This window comes from Pseudomonas sp. SWRI18 (genome assembly GCF_014268345.1).
In the GTDB taxonomy this organism is placed as follows: domain Bacteria; phylum Pseudomonadota; class Gammaproteobacteria; order Pseudomonadales; family Pseudomonadaceae; genus Aquipseudomonas; species Aquipseudomonas cedrina.
Genome location: NZ_JACCQQ010000017.1, coordinates 111,871 through 135,148, shown reverse-complemented (window position 1 = coordinate 135,148; position 23,278 = coordinate 111,871). Strand labels below are relative to the sequence as shown.

Sequence of the window (23,278 nt, the reverse complement as noted above, 5' to 3'; positions counted from 1 at the left end):
AGGCTTGAATCCGTGGGTAACCCGGCAGGACGCCGGGTTAGCCGCCCCGCGCCATGGATGGCGCGTGGCGGCGGCCCACGGATTCAAGCCTTCGTTCGGGCATGCCGAGCCTAGGCGAGGCACCGAGTGGTGGGGCAAGAGCGTTTTGCTTACTTTTGCGCTTTTCAAAAGTGAGCCGCTGTAAGAGCGGAACCAATAGCCGCCGTTACCGCGGGAATGGATATGTACTCAAACCCAGAGACATGGTCGGCCCAGGGGCCGCCACGGGAGCAAGCTCCCTTGCCACAGCCATCGCAGGCAAGCCAACTCCCAGACCCCATTGCCTACTGCACACTCTTCTCTTTCCCCTCTGCACCCGCAGCCCCCGTCACCACCTGCACACTCAAGCGCGGCGTCGCCAGGTCCAGCCCGGCTTCATCCAGTTGGCGCTTGAGCAACAGGTTGAACGCCCGCGACACTTCCCACTGCTTGATCGGCGCGGTCTTGAAGCGTGCACGCAGAATCGCGCTGCCCGACTCGAAACTCTCCACGCCCTGGATCTCCAGGGGCGACCAGATGTTGCGGCGTTGCAGGGGGTCGTTGCGCATTTTCTGGCCAACATCGCGTATCAGCTTGATGGCGTCGTCAATCTGCATGTTGTACGGGATCGCCACCCGGAAGATCGCGTAGCCGAACTCCCGCGAGTAGTTCTTGATGCTCTTGATCTCGCTGAACGGGATGGTGTGCACGATCCCGTCGATGTCGCGCAGGCGCACCGTGCGGATCGTCAGGCCCTCGACGGTACCGAGGTGGCCGCCCACGTCCACATAGTCATCGATCGCCAGGGAGTCCTCGATGATGATGAACAAGCCGGTGATCAAGTCCGCCACCAGCGATTGCGCACCAAAGCCGATGGCCAGGCCGATCACACCGGCACCGGCCAGCAGCGGCGTGACATTCATGCCCATGTTCGCCAGGGCGACGATGGCGGCGATGATAAAAATCGTCACGAACAGCACGTTGCGGATCAACGGCATCATGGTCTGTGCCCGCGCGTTGGCCAGGCCTTTGCGCGAGCGGGTGAGCGCATGGTGAATCGCGGTGTCGCTGAGGATCCAGATCAGCCAGGCAAACAGCAAGGTCCCGGCCAGGCCGAACAGCTTGACGCTGACCTCATGGCCATCGCCTTCGGTAAAACGAATCAGCGACAGGCCCCACACCCGCAGGCCCAGCTCGATAAACACCAGCCACACCAGCAGGTGCGCCAAGGTATAGACGAAGCCTTTCAGGCGCTCGGAGTACAGCGCGTGGCGCTTGTGCCCGCGTTGCGGCTTGAGCGCGTGGCGGCGTACCAGACCGTTGATCACCATGCACAACACCAGCAGCACCGTACACAGCAGTGACTGGCGCAAGGCGGTGCTGGTGTCGCCGGCGGAGACGAACGTGGCGAACAGCGAAATGCCCACCAGCAGCAACGCGGGGAGGTACCAGAACGAACCGATGATTTCGATCGTGTCGCTGAGGGCGCGGCGTGTGAGGCGGCGTGACAGCGGCTGGTTACGGATCAGGTGGGCGATGGGCCGACGGAAACGCAGGATAAACACGCCGGTCGACAACGCCGCCATCACATTGGCCACGGTCGCGGCGGTGTGGGACAGGTGTTGCCCAAGGGCTTGTACCAGCCTGGGATCGCTCAGGGCTTCACCGAAGGCGGCAAAACTGCCGATCCACCAGAGGGGGCGGAACGCCTGGTGGCGCAGAATGTACAGCGCGCGATGGCGATGGGGGCCGTCAAGCACGGAAAAGGCAATCACGCAGATGGCCGAGAAGCAGGTGCCGACCACCAGGGCGTAAGCCAATACCATCGCCAGGGATTTGCCCAGGGACGAAGGCAGGGCGTAGCTCAGGTAAACTGTGATCACCAGGGCGATCAGCCAGGGGCCCAGTTTGCGCAGGGCGAAGCGCACCATGTCCCAGGTGCGTGGGTGCTGCGGCAATTCCTCGGGCAGGCCGAAACGTTCGCGCACGCGGTGGCTCAGCCAGATCAGCGCGGCGGCGAGCAGGCTCCATACCGCCAGGATCAGGGCAAAACCGAAAATGATCGGCAGCCATTCGTTGGCCGGCAGCATCAGCGCACTGAGTTCTTGCTTGGCCAGGTCGACTTCGTTGGACCAGCGCCCCATCGGGCTGTCGGTGCCGGAAAACTGCTGCTCAAAGCCCGACAGCGTACTGCCGATCAGCCCCAGCACCCCCAGCTCTGCGGCGGGCTGGGCTTTTTGCGTGGCTGCGCGCAGTTTTTTCAGGTCACTGAGCAACTGGGTGCGCTGCTGGTCGTTCTCCAGGGTCTTGATGACCTCGTCCAACGACTGGCCCAACGGCACCTCGGCCTGGGGTTGGGCCTTGGCGCCGCTGCCGAGCATGCCCGGCAAACCCACGGCTTGGGCAGGGGCGCACGGCAGCAGTACGAGCAGGGCAATCAATAGCGAGCAGGGCAGGGCGAACAGACGGGAAAACACGAGGCGGGCAACCTTGAAGACGGCAGGTCGATCGAGTGTACGAGGGCAAGCGTCATTCGGCCAGTTTGGCGAGGATCTTGTATACCACCGTGCCCAGGATCAGCAGCATGCCGACCCACATGCCGAACACGCCGAGGGGCTTGTCACGAAAGTTGAAACCCACGGCCAGCAGCAGCATGCCGATCAGGATCGGGATCAGCATGGCGTGGAAGGAGGACATGGAAATCATGATGGCCTTGTCGGAGTGGGAATACTGACAAGTCTAGGCGGGATTGTAGAAAGTGCAGATGATGCAGATCAGGTGTACACGGACAAAATGTGGGAGCGGGCTTGCTCGCGAATGCGGTGTGTCAGTCACTGAATATATCGACTGTTCCACCGTCTTCGCGAGCAAGCCCGCTCCCACATTTTTGACCGCGTCCGGTCTTGAGATCAGGGCAGGTCGTGGCTCGCGTAGAACGCGCCCAACACCTTCACCAGATGTGCCAGGTCATGGCTGCCGCACAGCTCCCGGATGGAGTGCATGGCAAACGTCGGCAGGCCGATGTCCACGGTGCGTACACCCAAGTGGCTGGCGGTGATCGGCCCGATGGTCGAGCCGCAACCCATGTCGCTGCGCACCACGAAGCTCTGCACCGGTACTTCCTGGGCCATGCACAGATGGCGGAAGAACCCGGCGGTTTCGCTGTTGGTGGCGTAGCGCTGGTTGCTGTTGACCTTGATCACCGGGCCGGCATTGAGCTTGGGGCCGTGGTTGGCGTCGTGCTTGTCGGCATAGTTGGGGTGCACGCCGTGGGCGTTGTCCGCCGAAACCAGCAGGGATTTCTGAATGGTGCGTACGAACTCATCACCTTCAGGCAGCAATCGGCGCAGGGTCTGTTCGAGCATCGGGCCGTCGGCACCGCAGGCCGAGCAGGAGCCGACTTCTTCGTGGTCATTGCACACCAGCACGCAGGTTTCTTCGCTGTCGCTGGTGAGCAAGGCTTGCAGGCCGGCGTAGCACGACAGCAGGTTGTCCAGGCGCGCGCCGGCGATGAAGTCGCCGTTCAGGCCAATCACCGCGGCGCTTTGGGTATCGTAGAAGCTCAGCTCGTAGTCGAGCACCACGTCGGCGTTCAGCCCGTGTTCCCGGGCAAGCTGCTCGGTAAGCACGGCGCGAAAGTCCACGCGCTCGTCACCGGCAAACTGCGCGAGGATCGGCGGCAGCTCGGTCTGCGCATTGATCGCCCAACCCTGGTTGGCTTCACGGTTCAGGTGAATCGCCAGGTTGGGGATGACCGCGATGGGCAGCTTGAAGTCGATCAGTTGGCTTTCGACCTTGCCGTCGCGGCGGAAGGTCACGCGGCCGGCCAGGGACAGGTCGCGGTCGAACCACGGCGCCAGCAGCGCGCCGCCGTAGACCTCCACGCCCAACTGCCAGAAGCCTTGGCGTTGCAACTCCGGCTGCGGCTTGACCCGCAGGCACGGGCTGTCGGTGTGGGCGCCGACCAGGCGGATACCGCCCTGCAGCGGCGAGTGGCGGCCGAGCTTGAAGGCGATGATCGAGGAATCGTTGCGGGTCAGGTAATAACGGCCGTTGGCTTCGGTGGTCCAGGTGTCGCGCTCGTCGAGGCGCTGGTAGCCGGCCGCTTCGAGGCGCTGGGCCATGGCGGCAGTGGCATGAAAAGGAGTAGGGGAGGCCTTGAGGAAGTCGATCAGGCCTTGATTCAACGCTTCGCGCATAAATAGCTCCAGACAGCAGTGTGCGGAGTTTACCGTATTGGTTTGAGTCGGTGGCGAGAACTGGCGCAGAACTGAATGTGGGAGCGGGCTTGCTCGCGAATGCGGTGTGTCAGTCACCGAATGTGCTAACTGACCCACCGCATTCGCGAGCAAGCCCGCTCCCACATTTTTATCTCATTGCCAGTTTTAGAACGGCGCCGGGCACTCGAAGCGCAGGCGCTCGCCGCTTTGCGGATGGGTGAAGCTCAACATGCTTGCGTGCAGGCACAGTCGTGGCCACGCAGCCAAGGCTTGTTCATGGGCATACAACCCGTCCCCCAGCAGCGGGTGACCGATGGACAGCATATGCACGCGCAATTGGTGCGAACGTCCGGTAATCGGCGTCAGTTCCACGCGGCACCAGTCGCCGCAACGCTCGAGCACTTTCCAGAATGTCAGCGCATGCTTGCCGAATTCGTGGTCCACCACGTGCCGTGGCTTGGTCGGCGGGTCGTAGCGCAGGGGCAAATCGATGCTGCCGCTGTCCAGTGCCGGTTGGCCCCAGGCCAGAGCGGTGTAGGCCTTTTCGGTTTCACGGTCATGAAACTGGCGCGACAGTTCGCGGTGGGTATCGGCGTCCCGGGCCAGCAGGATGATCCCCGAGGTTTCCCAGTCCAGGCGATGAACAATGCGGGCTTCGGGGTAGCCGTTTTCCTGCAGGCGGGTGATCAGGCAGTCCTTGTTGTCATCGGCGCGGCCAGGCACCGAGAGCAGCAGGGTCGGCTTGTTCACCACCAGGACGGCGGCGTCCTGATAGAGGATATGGATGTTGGACAACGGCATTAAACAGCCTCGTAACAAACGCCAACGGCGGCTCGCCCACCCGGCCCTTGAAAAGGGATACGGGTGAACGAGCCGCCGTGGCGGCCGCCTGTTCGATCAACGATCAGGCAGGGTGATATTAAGTTCCAGAATCGAGCAGCTGCCGTCATTTTCCAGGGCGACGTGCACGTCATCGTTGCCGATATTGACGTACTTGCGGATCACCTCGACCAGTTCCTTCTGCAAGGCTGGCAGGTAGTCCGGGGTGCTGCGTTGGCCGCGTTCGTGCGCCACGATGATCTGTAGACGCTCTTTCGCTACCGACGCGGTACTTGGCTTTTTGTTGGCGCGAAAGAAGTCGAGAAATTTCATTGTTTAGTTGCCTCCAAAGATACGCTCGAAGAATCCCTTCTTCTTGACATCGAGGAAGCGGTGTTCCACGGTCTTGCCCAGCAGGCGATCAACGGCGTCGCTGTACGCCTGGCCGGCGTCGCTCTGGTCGTCGAGGATCACCGGCACGCCCTGGTTGGAAGCCTTGAGGACGGCCTGGGATTCTGGAATCACGCCCAGCAGGGTCACGGCGAGGATGTCCTTCACGTCTTCAACGCCGAGCATTTCGCCATTGCTGACACGCTCAGGGTTGTAGCGGGTGAGCAGCAGGTGCTCCTTGATCGGGTCTTCGCCTTTCTCGGCGCGCTGGGACTTGCTGGCCAGCAGGCCGAGCATGCGGTCCGAGTCACGTACGGAGGAGACTTCCGGGTTGGTCACCACGATCGCTTCATCGGCAAAATACATCGCCAGGTGAGCACCGGTCTCGATACCGGCCGGCGAATCGCAGACCACGTATTCGAAGGTTTCCTTCAGCTCGGCCAGGACTTTGCCTACGCCTTCCTTGGTCAGCGCGTCTTTGTCGCGGGTCTGGCTGGCGGCCAGTACGTACAGGTTCTCAAGGCGCTTGTCCTTGATCAGGGCCTGTTGCAGGTTGGCTTCGCCGTTGACCACGTTGACGAAGTCATACACCACGCGGCGTTCGCAGCCCATGATCAGGTCGAGGTTACGCAAGCCGACGTCGAAGTCGACAATCACTGTCTTGTGGCCGCGCAGAGCGAGACCGGTACCGATAGCGGCGCTGGTGGTGGTCTTACCCACACCACCCTTGCCGGATGTAACCACGAGAATCTTGGCCAAGGTGTTTCACCCCTAAGGAAGAAGGACGTTTCAGTCCCTGAAAAACATCTCTTGGAACTCGCTGCAGGCGGACAGCCTTTGTAGGAAAAAGATGTGGTTTCCGCAGGGAAACGCCAACTTCCAATTAGTCCTACACAAGTATTGCCGGTTTCGCTGTGCTATCAGAGTTTAGAGATGCTTGGAAAATGCGGCAGTATCCGTTAAAGACGAATGATGTTCAACACATCGCCCGACAGGTTGACCTGTACCGAAGCCCCCCACAGCGGATCGCGGCGCAAATCTTCGGCAACCTTGTACTGGCCTGCGATGGATACCAACTCAGCGGTCAACTGCTGGCAGAAAATACGGGCCCTGGTATCACCCTTGATGCCGGCCAGCGCACGGCCGCGCATCGGGCCGTATACATGGATGTTGCCATCGGCCAGAAGTTCCGCCCCCGGGCTGACCGAAGAAATCACCACGAGGTCGCCACCCTGGGCGTAAATCTGCTGCCCGCCGCGTACGGGCGAGGTGATGATCTTTGTAGGCTTGATCGTCGGCTCCGGTGGTTTTTCCGGTTTTTTCTTCTCTTCACCGACCAATGGTTCAAGCGGACGCTCGCGTGCGCCGGACGGTGGCAGTACTGGCAGTTCAATAGCGATGGCGGCGGCGATGTCTTCAATGCGGCTGGCGCGAATCGCCAGCGTGCGCAGGCCATGGGAGCGGCACACGCGCATCAGGCCGGGCAGGTCGATGCTGCCTTGGCTGGCCGGCAGCTTGTCCAGAGCCAGCACCAGCGGGGCATTGTTGAAGAAATTCGGCGCCAGGGCGACCTTGGCGGCGAGCTGGCGGTCCAGGGCGTCGAGGTCGTTGCGGGCCAGTTCCAGCACGGTGATGGCGAGCATGCTGCCCTTCAGCTGGAACACGGGATCTTGGTCTAGCGGTTCGGTTTGGCTCATGGTCGGCAAAAGCGGCTTGTCACGAAAAGTGTCGAGACTTATAACGAGAACATCCACGGGCCGCAAGCCGAGTCGAACCGTTGTAGAATGCGCGGCCCTGTCTTTACCGGAATCTGTAATGGATCGCCCGCGTTTTCGCACTGTATTTTTTCACCCGCGTTTTTGGCTGTTGTGGCTGGGGCTCGGCGTGCTGTGGCTGGTTACCCAACTGCCGTACCGCGCGCTGTTGACCATTGGTCGCTTGCTCGGCGCCGGCATGTACCATGTGGCCGGCGAACGTCGCCGCATCGCCGCGCGCAACCTGGAATTGTGCTTCCCGGAAAAATCCGCCAAGGCGCGTAAACGCTTGCTCAAGGAAAACTTCGCCTCCACCGGCATCGCCTTCTTTGAAATGGCCATGAGCTGGTGGTGGTCGCGCCAGCGCCTGGCGCGCCTGGCCCATGTCGAAGGCCTGGAACATCTCAAGCAGGCCCAACTGGATGGCAAGGGCGTGATCCTCATGGCGCTGCACTTCACCACCCTGGAAATCGGCGCCGCGCTGCTCGGCCAGAAACACACCATCGATGGCATGTACCGCGAGCACGGCAACCCGTTGTTCGACTATATCCAGCGCCGTGGCCGCGAGCGTCACAACCTCGACTCCCTTGCCGTGGAGCGCGAAGATGTGCGCGGCATGCTCAAGCTGCTGCGCGCCGGCCGCGCCATCTGGTACGCACCGGACCAGGACTACGGCGCCAAGCAAAGCATTTTCGTGCCGTTGTTCGGCATCCAGGCCGCCACCGTGACCGCCACCAGCAAGTTCGCGCGCCTGGGCAAGGCGCTGGTGGTGCCGTTCACCCAGGAGCGCTTGGCCGATGGCAGCGGTTATCGGCTGGTCATCCACCCGCCGTTGAGCGATTTTCCGGGCGAAAGCGATGAAATCGACTGCCTGCGCATCAACCAGTGGGTCGAAGCGTCGGTGCGTGAATGCCCCGAGCAATACCTGTGGACCCATCGCCGCTTCAAGAGTCGGCCGCCGGGTGAACCCAAGCTGTACGAAAAACGCCGCCGATAAGGCCTACTTTTCCCCACGCGGAGTGACGCAATGCGCCCAGCTGAACCGGTTACAGGCTTGATTCTTTCCGGCGGCGGGGCGCGAGCGGCGTATCAGGTAGGGGTATTGGCGGCGATTGCCGAACTGCTGCCGCCGGGCGCACCCAACCCGTTCCCGGTGATCGTCGGCACTTCGGCCGGGGCGATCAATGCGGTGAGCCTGGCCAGTGGCGCCATGGACTTTCGGGCCGCGATCCAACGCCTGACCGCCTTCTGGCAGGGCTTTCGCAGTCATCTGGTGCTGCGCAGCGATTGGCCGGGCGTGATGCGCCAAGCGAGCCGTTTCTTTATCCATAGCCTGCTGGGCCTGGGTGCCCAAGTGCCGGTGGCCTTGCTCAACAGCTCACCGTTACGCGACCTGCTGCAAGAACGCCTGGACCTGGACGGCATCGACGAGGCCATCCGGCACAAGCACCTGCACGCGGTAGCCGTGACGGCCTTCGGCTATGAGTCCGGGCAAGCGGTGACCTTCTATCAAGGCGGCGGCACCATCGACGCCTGGTTGCGCCATCGCCGTATCGGCATGCCCACCCGGCTGACGGTTGAACACTTGTTGGCCAGTTCGGCGATCCCCTTGCTGTTTGCCCCGGTCAAACTCGACCAGGAGTTCTTTGGCGACGGCGCCGTGCGGCAATCGGCACCCATCAGCCCGGCCTTGCACCTGGGCGCCACCCGCGTGTTGGTAGTGGGCGTCAGCGGTAACCCACGTGGCAATGCTCCAGCGGTGCAGCGCACCTTTACCGGCCAGGAACCGACCCTGGCGCAGATCGGCGGGCATATGCTCAACAGCACGTTCATCGACAGCCTGGAAAGTGATATCGAATTGCTTGAGCGCTTGAACCAGTTCAGCGAATTCCAGCCGACCGGCAGCGCGGCCCAGGGCCTGGCGCCGGTGGAAGTGCTGGTGATTGCGCCGAGCCAGCCCATCGATGAAATCGCGGCGCGGCACCGGCAGGAATTGCCGGCGGCACTGCGCATGTTCCTGCGTGGGCCGGGAGCGACCAAGACGAGCGGGGCGGGGGTGTTGAGTTATCTGCTGTTCGAGGCGGGGTATTGCAGCGAGTTGATTGAGTTGGGGCGCAAGGATGCGCTGGCCAAGCGAGAGGAATTGTCAAAATTCCTGGGCCTGGCATAGATCTAAATGTGGGAGCGGGCTTGCTCGCGAATGCGGTGTCAGCCAATGAATGTGCTGACTGACACACCGCATTCGCGAGCAAGCCCGCTCCCCCAGGTTGTATTTAGAAGTGATACTTGACCAGGAAGCTCGCCGTGTCCTGAGTCGTCTTGAACGCGCCCGAATCTTCGATCCCGTACTTGTTCTTCCAGTAGTCGTATTCAAAACCGACATACAGCTGTTTGTCACCCCAATGCAGCGCCTTGCCCAGGTCATATTTGACCTGCGGGTTGAAGTGCAGGTTGGCGTGGTAAGTGCCACGAGCATTCTTGTCGTTGTCCACCACCCAGTCCATGAAACCGTCGATCAACACATCAGAGTTGCCCACGGGAAGGGTGTACGACCACACCGGTGTGATCTGCCACACGCCGTCACCCGGGCGATTGCCTTCGGTCTGGCGCTGGTAGAAGTTCAGCTGAAAGTAGTCAAAACCAGGGATGTTCAGGTCAAAAGCCGGGCCCAGCAGGTACGACTCGTTGTCGCCTTCGCCGAACTCGTAAGTGAAGGCCAGCAGCACGTCCTTGATCGGGCCGAATGACAAATCCTTGTCCAGAATCTTGCCGAACGACAAACGCGGGCTGAACTCGCCGTAGTAGGTATTCGGACCGGCGTTGCCGTCTTCCTTGCCGTTGTAAAAGATGCGGTCGAGGAAGAAGAAGTTGTCGCCGTACTTCCAGGCATCGGCATGTTCGAACGTGACGGTCTGCTGGATCTGCGGGTTGACGGTAAAGTTCTTGCCCCACAGATAAGTCAGGCTGTTGTTCTGCCACTGCAGAAAATCACCGGCCACGGCTTGGCCACCGGCCAGCAGAGATCCCGCCAGCATCAGGCCTTTGAACATAGGTTTCATTCGGTGCTCCCGAGTTAAAGTTTTATGTTTTTTTCATCTGGCGCTCTGGTGTGGCGCCTTTGGATTGGCTGAAAAACTCGTCTAATTGGTCAGCTTTATGGCTACAGCAAAAGCCGCGCCAAGGCGGTAGAAAAACCGTCGATTCAAGCGGGCGCGGAGAATACTGGCTCCCACGTCTGGGCTCAAGTGCGCCGTTACAGCGCGCACAGGGCGACAATGGGGCATGTTTCAGGTGTGGGCGTGCTCAGCGGCAGGGCGCTCGGCCCCGCCAAGAATGTTGAAGAGGATATTCAGCGACAACGCGCTGAGGGTGGCCATGGCGATGCCACTGTGGGTAATCGGGCTCATCCACAGCGGCAGTTGCGCGAAGAATTCCGGGCGCACCACGGGGATCAGGCCCATGCCGATGCTCACCGCCACCAGCAACTGGTTGCGACGGTCGGCAATATCGGCCTCTTGCAGGATCTTGATTCCAGTGGCCGCCACCATGCCGAACATGGCAATCGCCGCGCCACCCAGCACCGCCGGGGGAATCGACGCCACCAGGTACGCGGCCTTGGGCAGCAGGCTCAGTACGATCAGAAAGACCCCGGCCATGATCGTCACCGAGCGGCAACGCACGCCGGTCATCTGCACCAGGCCGATGTTCTGCGCAAAGGAGGAGTGGGTAAAGGTGTTGAAGAATCCGGCAAAGAACGATGCGCCGGCATCACACAGCAGGCCACGGCGCAGCATTTTGGGCGTGACGTCCTGGCCGGTGATTTTGCCCAGCGCGAGGAACATACCCGTGGATTCGACAAAGATGATCACCACCACCAGGCACATCGACAGGATCGGCGCCAGCTCGAACCTGGGCATGCCAAAGTGCAGCGGCGTTACCACCTGCACCCACGGCGCGAGGGCCAGGCCACTGAGGTCGACCATGCCAAGCAGGCCGCACAACGCATACCCCAGGCCCATGCCGATCAGCACCGAGATGTTTACCCAGAAGCCGCGCATGAAGCGGTTGATCAGCAGGATGGTGCCCAGCACCAGCGCCGCGATCGCCAGGTAGATCGGCGAGCCGAAGGTCGCGGCGGCGCTGCCGCCACCGGCCCAGTTCACGGCGACGGGAAACAGCGACAGGCCAATCGCGGTGATCACTGTGCCCGTCACCAACGGCGGGAAAAAGCGCACCACTTTGGACATGAACGGCGCAATCAGCATGCCGAAGAACCCGGCGGCGATGGTCGCGCCGAAAATGCCTTGCAGGCCGATACCCGGCATGCCGGCCATGGCCACCATGCTGCCGACGGCGGCGAAACTGGCGCCCATCATCACCGGCATGCGGATGCCCAGCGGGCCGATACCGAACGACTGCACGAGGGTGGCGATACCGGCCACCAGCAGGTCGGCATTGATCAGGAAGGCGATTTCTTCACGGCCCAGGCCCGCGGCCTGGCCGATGATCAGGGGCACGGCGACGGCACCGCCATACATCAGCAAGACGTGTTGCAGGCCTACCAGAATCAGTTGCAAGAGGGGCAGCCGCGCCATGGCGGGCGCGGCGGGAATCTGCGGTTCGACTAACTCGGTCATGCAACACCTCGGATCTTTTTATTGTTGTGTTGTTTGGAACGCATCTCAATTGTGAGGGTACTTACACATCTTGTAGTGAGCGGGCTTGCCCCGCGCTGGGTGGCGAAGCCGCCCCAATCCAGCCACCGCATTCTGCCAGACAGAACTCAGGCGCCTGGGTTTAGGGCGGCTTCGCCACCCAGCGCGGGGCAAGCCCGCTCACTACAGGAGATTTTTGGCAAGCCAGCTCCCACATTGGGTTTGTGTGAAACAGTCAGTTGGTGCGGGCTCCTTGGTTGATCCAGGTGCCGATCAGGTCTCTTTCCTGCTGGGTCATCTGGGTGATGTTGCCGAGCGGCATGATCTGGCTCGCCACGGCCTGCGCTTGAATACGCGCCGCCTGTTGCTGGATCTGCTCCGGGGTGTCGAACATCACACCCGCCGGCGCCGTGCTGAACAGCGGGCTGGTGGGTTTGGCCGAATGGCACACGGTGCAGCGCTGCTCGATCACGTGGTGCACCTGGCCGAAATCCGTGGTGGCCTGGGCCGGTGCCGGCTCAGCCGCCGGTGCGGCAGGCGCTGCGGGCTTCAAGCCGCCACCCAGCGCGGTTTCCGGCAAGGGCTGGTACTCAATGGCCGCAGGCGCCTTGGCCACTTCGGCGGCGGGTTTTGGACCGGTCACGTAGGCCAGGCAAATCATCGCCAACGCACCCACCGGCAAGGTCCACGCATACTTCTGGCTGTTATGCCGAGTGTTGAAGTAGTGCCGCACCAACACCGCCGCCACCGCGATCCCGGCCAGGATCAGCCAGTTGTATTGGCTGCCGTAGGTGCTCGGGAAGTGGTTGCTGATCATGATGAACAGCACCGGCAGGGTGAAGTAGTTGTTGTGGCGCGAACGCAGCAAGCCTTTGGCCGGCAGTGCCGGGTCCGGCGTGCGGTTCTCGGCGATGGCCGCCACCAGTGCACGCTGGGCGGGCATGATGATGCGGAACACGTTGCCGACCATGATCGTCCCGATTACCGCACCCACGTGCAGGTACGCACCGCGTCCGCTGAACACCTTGCTGAAGCCATAGGCTGCGGCAATCAACAGCACGAACAGGATCAAGCCGAGCAGGGCCGGGCGTTTGCCCAGTGCCGAGTCACAGAGGAAGGAGTAGATGAACCAGCCGGCGAATAACGAGCCGATGCCCAGCAACACGCCTTCGGTGCCGCTGAGGCTGCTGCCCGGTGCCAGCAGGTACAACGTGGGGTTCCAATAGAACACCACGCACAGCAGCGCGACGCCCGACATCCAGGTGAAATAGGCTTCCCATTTGAACCAGTGCAGGTTGTCCGGCATGGTCGGGGGAGCCAGTTTGTATTTTTCCAGGTGGTAGATACCGCCACCGTGGATCGCCCACAAGTCACCGGCCAGGCCGCTTTTGGGGTTGACGCGATTAAGGTTGTTTTCCAGCCAGACGAAGTAGAACGAAGCGCCGATCCAGGCGACGCCAGTGATCATGTGAACCCAGCGCACGCTCAGGTTCAGCCATTCCAACAGATGTGCTTCCACAGTCTTTACCTCTCGCCTGTCACCCTTGTTGTCGGGTGATCCGGCCTTCTCTTATTGGTGGGGGGCGAGGATCAACCGCTCATCCTCTTCAAAAAAATGCTCATCGCAGTTATTGCCTGTGCCACTGCGATCAACCACCAGGAAGTCATCCCGCTTTTCGATCGTCAGCACCGGGTGGTGCCAGACGCCGCGATGGTAATTGATGCCCTGCCTGCCGTTGGTGACGAAGGCGCGGACCAAGCCTGATACAGGTGCATCGCCAACTGGCGCGACCACGATCAGAAAGGGGTTGCCGAGCAGCGGAATGAAGGCCTGGCTGCCCAGCGGGTGTCTCTCCAGCATGCACACGGTCAGCGGCATGTCCTGCGCGTCGGCGCGGAAGATGCTGATGATGGCGTGGTCTTCAGGCTGCGCGGTCTCGACCGTCGCCAGCTTGTGAAAGCGCATGGTCGACCCGTTGTTGATCATGAAGTGATCGCTGCCATCGGTTTCGATAACGTCTCCGAAAGGGGCGAAGGCTTCTTTGGTCAGGGGTTCGATCATCAGTGTGCGCATGGCTGTCTCTTATCCGGATTGTGTGTTGTGGGTTCTTGCGCTATCGCGGGCAAGCCCGGCTCCCACAGGGGAACGCATTCCAAGGTGGGAGCTGGCTTGCCTGCGATCGAGTTCACCGCTTACTTAGAGACCTTGCCCAAGACCCGCAGGCGACTCACACCACCATCCGGGAACACATTCAGGCGAATGTGGGTAATCGGCCCCAGCGCCTTGATCTGCTCGGCGAAGGTATGTTCGGCGTGCATTTCCAGCTTCTGCGCCGGCAGCAATTCGCGCCAGAACAGCGATTGGGTTTCGATCTGGCTGTCGGTGCCGCCTTTGACGAACGCGCCCTGGATCGAGCAGGTGTCCGGGTAGTTGCCCTTGAAGTGCAGGGTGTCGACGATGATTTTCTCGATCTCGCCAGGGTGCCCCAGCGCGACGATCACCCAGTCATTGCCTGGGGTGCGACGCCGTGCGGTTTCCCAACCGTCGCCCATGTTGATGCCACGGCCGGGGTTGAGGATGTTGCTCATGCGCCCGAAATGTTCATCGGAGCAAGCCAGCGCGCGACCGCCGTTCAGTGCGGCAGCCAGGTCAACCTGTTCGTTGTCGCCCACTGCGGACCAGTCGCGGAACGGCACGCCGTACACGCGCAGACGGGCCACGCCGCCATCCGGGTAGATGTTGAAGCGCAGGTGGCTGAACGCCTGCGCGTTGTTGATCTCGTGATAGTGGTGGCTGTTGCCTTGCAGCTCGACGGCCGACAGCACTTCCACCCACTGGGTGTGCTCGTCAGGCTCGCCCGAGGCCAGGAAGCAGGCTTCCAGCGACGCCGACGGCGGGTAGTTGCCGGTGAAGAATGAAGTGTCGATGTCCACGCCTTTGATCGAGCCCGGCACGCCGAGGCGGATCACTGCGCTGTCGTAGCCTTCAAAGCGCTTGCGGCGCGACTCCCAGCCGTCCATCCACTTGCCGTTGTCATCGAAAACGCCCTCCTTCCACACAGCCGGGGTCGGTTGGAACAGGCGGTTGGCGTCGGCGAACCAGTCATCGGTCACCGAGATGATCTTGGTGCCTAGACGGGCGTCGGCGAGGTTGACGAACTTTTCGAAAGGTACGGCGTAAGCTTTCATTCTTCTTGTCTGCCTTAAAATGAGTGGCTGGGGATGGACTGCTTAGAGGGTCAGTAAGCGGAACAACGCGATCTTGTTGATCTCGTCCAGTGCGCACTTGAACTCAGCGTCGGCGGAGTTGTGGATGCGCGTTTCGAACGCGGCGAGGATCTGGTGCCGGTTGCTGCCTTTTACCGCCATGATGAAGGGAAACTTGAACTTGGCCTTGTAGGCCTCGTTCAGCTCGGTGAAGCGAGAAAACTCTTCGGCCGTGCATTGGTGAATCCCCGCGCCAGCTTGCTCATCGGTGCTGGCTTGGGTCAGTTCGCCCTGGACGGCAGCTTTGCCTGCCAGGTCGGGGTGAGCGTTGATCAGCGCCAGTTGGCGTTGATGATCAGCACTCAACAGGATGTCGCTCATGCGCTGGTGCAGGGTTTCGATCTGGTCGATCGAAGCATCCTGGCCCAGGTCGAAGGCCTTTTCGGCCACCCATGGCGAGTGTTCGTAAATGTCGGCGAAGGCGTCGACGAATTCATCGCGGCTCAGGCTCGACGGCTTGAGGGTCTGGAACGCAGTCATTTCGCGGCTCCCGTGTACGGGTGGGTTTCCTGCCAATGGCGCGCAATGTCCACTCGGCGGGTGAACCACACCTGTTCATGCCCTTTGGCGTACTCGATGAAACGCTTCAACGAGGCCAGGCGCGCCGGGCGGCCGATCAGGCGGCAATGCAGGCCGATGGACAGCATCTTCGGCGCTTCCGCGCCTTCGGCATACAGCACGTCGAACGCGTCTTTGAGGTACTCGAAAAAGTCATCGCCCTTGTTGAAGCCCTGCACCTGGGTGAAGCGCATGTCGTTGGTGTCCAAGGTGTAGGGGATCACCAGGTGCGGCTTGCCGGTTGGGTTGTTGGGCTCCCAGTAGGGCAGGTCGTCGTCGTAGGTGTCGCAGTCATAGAGGAAGCCGCCTTCCTCCATCACCAACCGCCGCGTATTGGGACCGGTGCGCCCGGTGTACCAGCCCAGCGGGCGCTGGCCGGTGAGTTCGGTGAGGATGCGGATGGCTTCGAGCATATGCTCGCGCTCCTGGGCCTCGTCCATGTACTGGTAGTCGATCCAGCGGTAGCCGTGGCTGCAGATCTCATGGCCGGCCTCGACCATGGCGCGGATCACCTCGGGGTGGCGCTGTGCGGCCATCGCCACGGCGAAAACGGTCAACGGAATATCGAACGCCTTGAACAGCTTGAGGATGCGCCACACCCCGGCACGGCTGCCGTATTCATACAGCGACTCCATGCTCATGTTGCGCGCGCCCTGCAGCGGTTGCGCCGAGACCATTTCCGAAAGGAACGCTTCGGACTCCTTATCGCCGTGCAAAATGTTGCGCTCACCGCCCTCTTCGTAGTTGAGTACGAAAGACAACGCGATGCGTGCCTTGCCCGGCCAGTGGGGGTGAGGAGGGTTACTGCCGTAACCGATCAGGTCGCGTGGGTAGTCAGCGCTCACTGCAGTCTTCCTTCTTGTTCGTGGTAGCAAGTGTGTGTGGCGGCCGGGCAGTAAAATGACTGGGTGGCGTCACAGCGATGAGTGATTGTATACAACTTATCATCGACTTTGTAAGCCTGCATTTCTGCATTTTTTCCGCGAGGTGCTGTGTTGAAGGTGTAGCAAGAAACTTGCCTGACTGGTCAGCTAATGGACAAAAGGTCGTTAAAAAGCAAGGATTACCTGTCGATTGCAGCAGCAGGCAATAACGACAGGCGGATCCAAAGCTTTGTGATTTTTATTGTGTACAATTTTTTTAGAAAGTGTCTTAATCAGCTATCGCCGACTTTTTCGATGCCCTGAAAAAGTGCGGCTCACTCTATGACTGACTTCGGGAGGCGCGTAACCGCCATGGGACGTTTGACCACACACGTTTTGGACGCCGCGCACGGCTGCCCCGGCAGCGCGATCAAGGTTGAGCTGTATCGCGTCGAAGGCACGCAACTGGAACGGGTTGCCACCACCTTGACCAACAGCGACGGCCGCTGTGACGCGCCACTGTTGCAAGGCGACGCCTACCGCAGCGGTGTGTACCAGCTGCAATTCAGCGCCGGTGACTACTACCGCGCCCGTGGTGTGCAATTGCCCGAGCCCGCTTTCCTTGACGTGGTGGTGCTGCGCTTCGGCATCAGCGCCGAACAGGACCACTACCATGTCCCGCTGCTGATTTCGCCCTACAGCTACTCCACCTATCGCGGTAGCTAGCGTCACCTCGCTTCACCCCCCAAAGCGCTTCGTTGATATTTGCCCGCTCACACTGCGGGCTTTTTTTCGCGCGCACTCAACTATCTAACGCCCCCTGAGCACCTGCGCTGCCTAGGCTGGTTTTTCCTCAATCAGAGAAAAGACCATGACCTCGGTTACCGAGAACTCGTCCGTTGCTCCCGTTTCCAGCCCTCCGTTCGACACCGACACCGACGAGGTCAACGAAGCTGAGATATGGGCCATTCGCAACCAATTGACGCTGCAAATTAACGCCTCTACCCAGCCCAGCCGCTTGATCAATCAGATCTGCCTGGCCGACATGCGTTGCAGCGAGTCGGCGCAGACGCTGACACATCTGCTGGGGCGCTCGCCGACAGTCTTGAAGGTTATTCGCGCCGAGCTGCACAAGGCGTTCACGGAGGACCCGGATGACCTGCTGTTTACCGAGCCCGCGAAGGACGATGAACCCGAGAAAGTCGACAGCCTGACAAGTCGGGCATTGTCGTCGCTCTTCGAGCCCGTGATGGAGCCCCGTGTCATCTCGTCAACCAACCTGAGCCTCAAAGGCAAGCCTGGCTATCGATTGACGTTAACGCCGTTGCAAGCACTTCAGCGGATGGGTGCGCTGAGGCTTTTTGAGCGATTGGTCCGCGCGGTCGCTAATTATTGGGACACCTTGGCATACGGTTCCTGGCTGACTCGCCGGGAACGCTGGGTAGAGCTGCACGCGGAACTGTTCGCCGACCGTGCCTTTATCGCGCGACAACTGGATGAGCTATCGAGTACTGGAATGGCCATGGTCCAGGCCGTGATCGATGCCCCGAGCGCTGAGGCGCGTCAGCGCGCCGGTGCGGATTGGGCCTGTGTGCGAGTGGGCCAGCTACTCTGGCCAGGTACGCCTGCAACAGTGATTCCAGGTGCGTTACATATCTACCGTGAGGGTGACCCCAGCGGTGTGCCCCACATCATTTACCTGCCAGGTATTGCCCGCAATTTCTACGAGTACCCTTCCTTCGTCGCGCTTCAGTGCGGTGTGCTGGAGCTGAGCCAGTCGCGGTTTGACGAACTCTGGCAATGCTTGCCCTTGAATCGTCGCCAAGTGCTGTGCCGCCCTGCGGATTTGTCCCCTGCGTCCACCGTGGCACGTGGCTTGGAGATCCTGGAGGACGCGTTGGCGCTGGGGGCGCAAGAGTTGCTTAGGCAGCAATGGAATAATGAATTGGCCTGTGTTTCGACGATTTATCGCAAGCAGGTATTTGCCCGAGAGCGACCGCAGCCGCTGGATGCCGGCGCTTTCCTCAAGTATGTGGAGGGCAACAGGAAACGACTGGTCGGGAGGGCTCGGCTTGGCGCGCTGCGTAACGAATTGCTCAATTGGGACCACCGGCGACGCAGCAAGGAAATTATCTTTACCAGTACCGCGCCCGGCTTGGCCCTGCGCACGGCAGAGCAGCAGATCAAGCGTTACGAAAAAGGCCTGGTCGCACTGCTGGATCCGCAAGATCCAAGCGCCGAGACACCGGCCTATCAGGAGGTCGTTGCGTTGCTGGGCCAACTCAAGACTCACGCCCAAACCGTGAATGCAGTGTCGCAGGGGGCCCGGCAACGGTTGCTCAACCTTGACTTTTGGTCTGAGCGCCCCGGTGGCAAGGATACGCCAAGGCGGATTACGTTGTTTATGCGTGCCCAAACCGAGGCCTTGCGCTGTGAGGTGCAGCTGCAACACAGGCTCAAGCTGCTGAGCACGGCGCATCGGGACTTGATGATTGAAGTGGTGGAGCAGCCTTTGCCTGCCCGCCGCCCGGGCAGTCAAACCCAAGTGCTGTCGATCGCCATCGGCAGCGAGCTGGATGCCTTTTATACGCTGCATAACATCTGGGTAGTGACGACCGCAGCGGCGGTGAGGGTCCCGCGTCGCCAACTTCCCGTGGTGCTATACGCTTTCGGAGAAGAGGGCGGGGTGATGCCGTTTTTCGGGCTGGACGCACTCACGCGCAGTGTCAAGGCAAGCCTCGCCAGTCGGGACGATTCCGTGCTGTGGCGCAGTGTCGCACGCGATAAGCGAAACGACTTACGCACACATGCGGCACGTGAAACCCTGGAAGTACGCTACGTGCCCATCCATCAGAAGCCAGCATTGGCCTCCATCAAAAAACTCATTGGGAGCTGCGGTCGCTTGTACAAAAGCACCGATGACATCACGCGTATTTTCAGCGAGGTCAAGGATGCCGAGTTGAGCCGCGAGCTGCTGCTGACTGAGCTGGAGCAACAACTGCAGGTTCCCGTCAACAGTGCTCTGAGCCGCGCGCAGGCGAATATTGAGTTGCTGCGCAAGGTCGCGCGTGAAGCTAAAAAACTGCCGGCATGGTTGGCAGGGGCAACGCGTGCGCAACGTCGGCACTTCAGACGCTCGCAGAAGCTTTACATGATCAGCGCCTGGGCATTTTTAACGCGGCTTGAACAGCGTTTGCCGGACTTGAACACCTATGCGCGCCAGGCGTTGACCGCCCGCTTGCGTCGTGACGGGATCGCCCTGGGCATTGGGCTGGACGAGCCCTTTATAGCGATGTCCGGTGATATTCACGGCACCTATTGCGATTATAAAGACGCTTGTCTCTTGAAGGACCCGCAAAAAACATTGCCCCCGTCTTCTTCGTGCAGAGCCTTCAGTCTGTTGGAGCTGGCGCTGCATAACCTGGACCCGCTGGCACCCTGGACGCAGCATAAATTAAACCGTGCTTGCCCTTTGCGATGGACGTGGCCAGACAGCCTTTCGACGGGGCATTTAAGGCAACTCATCTCTTCGCTGGATATCGGCGGCCGGTACGACGCGTTGATCAACGAGGTTTTTTACCCGCCCGTTAATCCCAACCATCCGCTCAGCGAAGGACGTATTCCCGAGTTATTGAATCGCGCATTGCGCGCCGGTGTTGAACAGCATCTGTTTTCAGCGGTGCAACAGGGGCTGTCGGCGAAAGCGCAGAGCGTATTGCGCACTGCAATGGCCGCACGCACGCCCCAGGACATGTTGAAGAACCAGCACGAGTTACACCTGCACGTGGTTCATTTGGTGGGACATACCCTGCTGCATGACCGCTATGTCACAGGGATAGTGGTCATGCAGGACAAGCGCTCGCAGCTTTGCGTGGTCTATTGGCCCCAGGCCCCGCTCCCCTTGGTGCTCACTGAGTACAGCAGCCTTGAACAGGCCAGCGCTGAATTGAACCGTCTTGGCGCATTGCCAGATAACGTCAAGACGCTGGCACGACAAGTCGCACCCGGCTGGGCTTTTCAGGCAACCCCTTCTCTGTTTGATCCGGCGGCCATCAACATTCTTGATGTGTCCGCTGTTATTTTCCTTGTGAAAGGGGTTTGGCGATGGACTCGAAGCTCCCGCGTGAGGCATCTGGAACCCTCGCTGTCGCTTGATGAAATAGAAGAACAAGTGTTGGAGCAGATTGCCTGTGATCCGAAGGACTGGCTGGCGATTGTCGCCAACTCCAACTGCGATGCCCAGGCATTGCTATATCACGGCAAGGTGCAGGAGTTGCAGCGCCAGACACAGGCGGCCAGTTACTCCAGTAAGGCCCTGGAAGAATATCGAATCCGCCGCCTTCGCGACGACAGAGTCGCCAATATTCGGATGCTGTTAAGTACCTTTGTTCCAATATTGGGAATATTCAGTGACATCCACGCGTTATACGGTGCCGCGCGGCGTTATCAGCATTCGGGCGATCCCAGCGATAAGCGAGTGTTGGCCGATACGACAAAATTCTTTATGGTCAATCTGATCACGACTTTCGTACCGGGCCCTAAAAAGACGGGGGTTGCGCTGGCTCCCGCCCTACGGCCTGCTCTGCCCGCGGCGTTGGGGCGGATCCGCCATTGGCGTGTGGAACCGGCAGGCATTGCCCGTTCGGCGTCATCTGTGAGGCAACTTCAGGCGCTGGAGCGTTTCAGGATCAAATCGGTGCCTGAGGGGGCCGTGGCGTTGAAAGGGCCGGGTCAAACAGGTGTCTACGCCAAACATGGCGAGTTGTTTGTGGCGGATAACACACACCATTACCCGGTTTACAAACGGGACAGCGAGCAATGGTTTCGCCTGAAAAATCGGCAGTCGCCAGGGCAGGACGAGCTGATTCTGGATATCCACCAGCCCAGGGAGTGGTTACTCGGCGCGGACGCCCCTCCACCCGTGGCGGGAACGAGTTCGGGCGTGCTTCGCCCGTGGACAGCCCCGGTACCGCCGCCGCCGGACTGGTGGCCACCCGTGGTACGCAGGACGACGGAAAGCCGGATACGCCAATCCTCCACCACGGCCACCCACTGGTTGGCTTGGCGTACGCAGATTCCGGATGTTCAGCGGTTGACTTCCCCGTCGCCCGGTATTTTTTACGTCCCGATGGATAACCGAGGCTTTTCCTACAATGTCCTGCGTGTAGCCCCACCCTTTACAAGCCTGAACGATCCTTTGAGCGCTTATTACAGGTTGCTCCCCCAGGGGGGGCAGGCTCCATTGGGTAACATCGTGTTTATCACAACGGATGAGCCATTGGTTTCATTGGCCCGTGTGGATATCGAACGTTGGACAAGCACAGCACGTCATGAACAGCCCCTTCCTGCGTCGTACACGGCAACGGGCGGCTGGCAGCTCCATGCCCCTCTGTTTGACAGGTCGTTGCCGGAATATGTCGGCACGGCGTTTCCCACCATGACCGCCAAAAGCCGGGAATTCACCGTGGCACGAATGATTGAGTTATCAGGCCCGGAGCGCCCTGCAACGGCCAGTCATATGCTCAATATCCGTGCGACGTTGGACGACTGGCTGCCCCCGGCCCCCGCGCAACCGGGGCAGACGGATGATTTGCTGAGAATGCTGCGGCCCACCGAGAGGCAGGTCAAATCGATATTCATAGGGATGGAAGGCGAGGCGCCAGGCTTCACGCGCGTCGACTTCAGGCCCTCAGGTTTAGATCCCACGCTCCGATTTCCAGTCCCCAAGCGGGCGGCTGAGCGCGACATTGCGATGCGCCGGGCCATCACAGACGTGTTGCAGCAGCAAGGCTTTGAGGTACAAGACGTGTTGGCTATCCATTCCAATAAGCCCACGCGTGAATTGATCGTGACTCATCCGCTTTCCAATAAGGTTTACTACGTGTCAATGCATTGGACGTACGGTGGGACGGTCGACTTGAGAACGCGGCTGACGGATCAATGGCTAACTGAAACTATTCGCAAAAATCCGGATGTGCCTGCATTGGCAGGCATCAACAGCGCCATGAGCGAAAACCGCCTCGTCCCGATCGTTGCGGGTATTCAGTGGAGCAGTCAGGCGGGGCGCGAAGCGAGTGTCTATTTTGCCAAAGTCAGCCGGTCCTGGCCTTGATCAATGCCATCACGCCAGCACCACCGAACAGCGCGGCACTGGCCCGGTTGAACCAGCTTTGGCCCGCGCCGCTGCGCAGGTAACGCGCGGCGCCATGGGCGCTGAGGCCGTAGGCCAGCTTGCACAGCAGATCGAGCAGAGTCCAGGTTGCAATCATCGTCAGCAATTGAGGCAGGAAGGGCTGTTCGCTGCTGAGAAACTGCGGCAGGAACGCGGCAAAGAACAGAATGTCCTTGGGGTTGCTCGCGCCCAGCACGAATGCGCGGCCAAACAACGCCCGAAACCGTGGCACGGGCGCGCTGTACGGCACTTCGGCGGCCTTGGCCGGTTGCCGCGATTGCTGCCAGCTCTGCCAGGCGAGGTAGAACAGGTACACCGCGCCAACGATCTTCAAAGCGCTGAACAACCGTTCCGACGCCAGCAGCAGGGCGCCCAGGCCCAGGGCCGAAGCGCTGAGCAGGCAGATCGAGGCAAACACCCCTCCGAGAAACGCTGGGTACGAGCGGCGCAGGCCATAGTTGAGGCTATTGCTGATCATCAGCAGTGACAGTGGCCCCGGTATCAGGATCACCACCAAGGCTGCGCCGCTGAACAGCAGCCAGGTTTCCAGGTTCATCCGTTG

19 protein-coding genes and 1 pseudogene are annotated in these 23,278 nt (G+C 60.7%); 5 read left to right on the top strand and 15 right to left on the bottom strand.

Annotation, left to right across the window (positions count from 1 at the left end):
- Positions 1 to 184, top strand: a pseudogene (locus tag H0Z09_RS27385) (hypothetical protein); the annotation flags it as partial.
- A gap of 139 nt (positions 185 to 323) precedes the next feature.
- Here the strand turns inward: H0Z09_RS27385 and H0Z09_RS18945 are convergent.
- The 7 genes from H0Z09_RS18945 to minC form a co-directional block, all read right to left on the bottom strand.
- Positions 324 to 2,495: a mechanosensitive ion channel domain-containing protein gene (locus H0Z09_RS18945; protein WP_186692397.1), complete on the bottom strand. Its 2,172-nt coding sequence runs from the start codon at positions 2,493 to 2,495 to the stop codon at positions 324 to 326.
- 52 nt (positions 2,496 to 2,547) lie between these two features.
- Positions 2,548 to 2,724 carry a hypothetical protein gene (locus H0Z09_RS18940; protein WP_186692395.1) on the bottom strand — a complete coding sequence of 59 codons (177 nt, stop codon included), beginning with the start codon at positions 2,722 to 2,724 and terminating at the stop codon, positions 2,548 to 2,550.
- A 203-nt stretch (positions 2,725 to 2,927) separates the two neighbouring features.
- Positions 2,928 to 4,217, bottom strand: coding sequence for a M18 family aminopeptidase (locus tag H0Z09_RS18935; RefSeq protein WP_186692392.1), 1,290 nt, complete (start codon positions 4,215 to 4,217; stop codon positions 2,928 to 2,930).
- 186 nt (positions 4,218 to 4,403) lie between these two features.
- Positions 4,404 to 5,039, bottom strand: coding sequence for an RluA family pseudouridine synthase (locus tag H0Z09_RS18930; protein ID WP_076953034.1), 636 nt, complete (start codon positions 5,037 to 5,039; stop codon positions 4,404 to 4,406).
- Positions 5,040 to 5,135: 96 nt separating this feature from the next.
- Positions 5,136 to 5,390 carry a cell division topological specificity factor MinE gene (minE, locus tag H0Z09_RS18925; RefSeq protein ID WP_003175252.1) on the bottom strand — a complete coding sequence of 85 codons (255 nt, stop codon included), beginning with the start codon at positions 5,388 to 5,390 and terminating at the stop codon, positions 5,136 to 5,138.
- Between the two features lie 3 nt (positions 5,391 to 5,393).
- Positions 5,394 to 6,206: a septum site-determining protein MinD gene (gene minD / locus H0Z09_RS18920; protein ID WP_017737535.1), complete on the bottom strand. Its 813-nt coding sequence runs from the start codon at positions 6,204 to 6,206 to the stop codon at positions 5,394 to 5,396.
- Positions 6,207 to 6,406: 200 nt separating this feature from the next.
- Positions 6,407 to 7,144, bottom strand: coding sequence for a septum site-determining protein MinC (minC, locus tag H0Z09_RS18915; RefSeq protein WP_186692390.1), 738 nt, complete (start codon positions 7,142 to 7,144; stop codon positions 6,407 to 6,409).
- A 118-nt stretch (positions 7,145 to 7,262) separates the two neighbouring features.
- Between minC and H0Z09_RS18910 the strand changes: the two genes are divergently transcribed.
- Together H0Z09_RS18910 and H0Z09_RS18905 are read left to right on the top strand one after the other, a co-directional pair.
- The gene (locus H0Z09_RS18910; RefSeq protein WP_186692388.1) at positions 7,263 to 8,198 is read left to right on the top strand and encodes a lipid A biosynthesis lauroyl acyltransferase; all 936 of its coding nucleotides are present in this window, start codon (positions 7,263 to 7,265) and stop codon (positions 8,196 to 8,198) included.
- A 30-nt stretch (positions 8,199 to 8,228) separates the two neighbouring features.
- On the top strand, positions 8,229 to 9,371 hold the full coding sequence (locus tag H0Z09_RS18905; protein ID WP_186692386.1) for a patatin-like phospholipase family protein: 1,143 nt from the start codon (positions 8,229 to 8,231) through the stop codon (positions 9,369 to 9,371).
- A 103-nt stretch (positions 9,372 to 9,474) separates the two neighbouring features.
- Here H0Z09_RS18905 and H0Z09_RS18900 read toward each other — a convergent pair whose 3' ends face one another.
- The 7 genes from H0Z09_RS18900 to puuE all read right to left on the bottom strand — a co-directional run bounded on the left by H0Z09_RS18900 (position 9,475) and on the right by puuE (position 16,526).
- Positions 9,475 to 10,260 (bottom strand): outer membrane protein OmpK, encoded by a 786-nt coding sequence (locus H0Z09_RS18900; RefSeq protein WP_186692384.1) that lies wholly within the window; start codon positions 10,258 to 10,260, stop codon positions 9,475 to 9,477.
- 228 nt (positions 10,261 to 10,488) lie between these two features.
- On the bottom strand, positions 10,489 to 11,838 hold the full coding sequence (locus H0Z09_RS18895; RefSeq protein ID WP_186692382.1) for a nucleobase:cation symporter-2 family protein: 1,350 nt from the start codon (positions 11,836 to 11,838) through the stop codon (positions 10,489 to 10,491).
- 253 nt (positions 11,839 to 12,091) lie between these two features.
- Positions 12,092 to 13,375, bottom strand: a complete 1,284-nt coding sequence (locus tag H0Z09_RS18890; RefSeq protein ID WP_186692379.1) for a urate hydroxylase PuuD — start codon at positions 13,373 to 13,375, stop codon at positions 12,092 to 12,094.
- A gap of 51 nt (positions 13,376 to 13,426) precedes the next feature.
- Positions 13,427 to 13,930 (bottom strand): ureidoglycolate lyase, encoded by a 504-nt coding sequence (locus tag H0Z09_RS18885; protein ID WP_076953041.1) that lies wholly within the window; start codon positions 13,928 to 13,930, stop codon positions 13,427 to 13,429.
- Positions 13,931 to 14,049: 119 nt separating this feature from the next.
- Positions 14,050 to 15,045: an allantoicase gene (gene alc, locus H0Z09_RS18880; protein ID WP_186692377.1), complete on the bottom strand. Its 996-nt coding sequence runs from the start codon at positions 15,043 to 15,045 to the stop codon at positions 14,050 to 14,052.
- A gap of 42 nt (positions 15,046 to 15,087) precedes the next feature.
- Positions 15,088 to 15,603, bottom strand: a complete 516-nt coding sequence (uraD, locus tag H0Z09_RS18875) for a 2-oxo-4-hydroxy-4-carboxy-5-ureidoimidazoline decarboxylase (protein ID WP_186692368.1) — start codon at positions 15,601 to 15,603, stop codon at positions 15,088 to 15,090.
- Complete coding sequence (gene puuE, locus H0Z09_RS18870) at positions 15,600 to 16,526, bottom strand: allantoinase PuuE (protein ID WP_186692359.1); 927 nt, start codon at positions 16,524 to 16,526, stop codon at positions 15,600 to 15,602. Before puuE ends, uraD begins: the two co-directional genes overlap by 4 nt.
- A 390-nt stretch (positions 16,527 to 16,916) precedes the next feature.
- Between puuE and uraH the strand changes: the two genes are divergently transcribed.
- Together uraH and H0Z09_RS18860 are read left to right on the top strand one after the other, a co-directional pair.
- Positions 16,917 to 17,270, top strand: a complete 354-nt coding sequence (uraH, locus tag H0Z09_RS18865) for a hydroxyisourate hydrolase (protein ID WP_186692350.1) — start codon at positions 16,917 to 16,919, stop codon at positions 17,268 to 17,270.
- A 145-nt stretch (positions 17,271 to 17,415) separates the two neighbouring features.
- Positions 17,416 to 22,656: a DUF6543 domain-containing protein gene (locus H0Z09_RS18860; protein WP_186692336.1), complete on the top strand. Its 5,241-nt coding sequence runs from the start codon at positions 17,416 to 17,418 to the stop codon at positions 22,654 to 22,656.
- Here the strand turns inward: H0Z09_RS18860 and H0Z09_RS18855 are convergent.
- Entirely contained in the window at positions 22,637 to 23,272 is a 636-nt protein-coding gene (locus H0Z09_RS18855) for a LysE family translocator (RefSeq protein ID WP_186692334.1), read from the bottom strand. The two genes, H0Z09_RS18860 and H0Z09_RS18855, sit on opposite strands and share 20 nt — an antisense overlap.
- Between the last annotated feature and the right edge of the window lie 6 nt (positions 23,273 to 23,278).

What these genes read in the sequence shown, in the direction of transcription:
- minC (WP_186692390.1), bottom strand. Translation starts at nt 7,144, where the DNA reads ATGAGCCAAACCGAACCGCTAGACCAAGATCCCGTGTTCCAGCTGAAG.
- minE (WP_003175252.1), bottom strand. Translation starts at nt 5,390, where the DNA reads ATGAAATTTCTCGACTTCTTTCGCGCCAACAAAAAGCCAAGTACCGCG.
- H0Z09_RS18905 (WP_186692386.1), top strand. Translation starts at nt 8,229, where the DNA reads ATGCGCCCAGCTGAACCGGTTACAGGCTTGATTCTTTCCGGCGGCGGG.
- H0Z09_RS18930 (WP_076953034.1), bottom strand. Translation starts at nt 5,039, where the DNA reads ATGCCGTTGTCCAACATCCATATCCTCTATCAGGACGCCGCCGTCCTG.
- H0Z09_RS18895 (WP_186692382.1), bottom strand. Translation starts at nt 11,838, where the DNA reads ATGACCGAGTTAGTCGAACCGCAGATTCCCGCCGCGCCCGCCATGGCG.
- H0Z09_RS18935 (WP_186692392.1), bottom strand. Translation starts at nt 4,217, where the DNA reads ATGCGCGAAGCGTTGAATCAAGGCCTGATCGACTTCCTCAAGGCCTCC.
- uraD (WP_186692368.1), bottom strand. Translation starts at nt 15,603, where the DNA reads ATGACTGCGTTCCAGACCCTCAAGCCGTCGAGCCTGAGCCGCGATGAA.
- uraH (WP_186692350.1), top strand. Translation starts at nt 16,917, where the DNA reads ATGGGACGTTTGACCACACACGTTTTGGACGCCGCGCACGGCTGCCCC.
- H0Z09_RS18940 (WP_186692395.1), bottom strand. Translation starts at nt 2,724, where the DNA reads ATGATTTCCATGTCCTCCTTCCACGCCATGCTGATCCCGATCCTGATC.
- H0Z09_RS18860 (WP_186692336.1), top strand. Translation starts at nt 17,416, where the DNA reads ATGACCTCGGTTACCGAGAACTCGTCCGTTGCTCCCGTTTCCAGCCCT.
- H0Z09_RS18855 (WP_186692334.1), bottom strand. Translation starts at nt 23,272, where the DNA reads ATGAACCTGGAAACCTGGCTGCTGTTCAGCGGCGCAGCCTTGGTGGTG.
- alc (WP_186692377.1), bottom strand. Translation starts at nt 15,045, where the DNA reads ATGAAAGCTTACGCCGTACCTTTCGAAAAGTTCGTCAACCTCGCCGAC.
- H0Z09_RS18885 (WP_076953041.1), bottom strand. Translation starts at nt 13,930, where the DNA reads ATGCGCACACTGATGATCGAACCCCTGACCAAAGAAGCCTTCGCCCCT.
- H0Z09_RS18900 (WP_186692384.1), bottom strand. Translation starts at nt 10,260, where the DNA reads ATGAAACCTATGTTCAAAGGCCTGATGCTGGCGGGATCTCTGCTGGCC.
- H0Z09_RS18910 (WP_186692388.1), top strand. Translation starts at nt 7,263, where the DNA reads ATGGATCGCCCGCGTTTTCGCACTGTATTTTTTCACCCGCGTTTTTGG.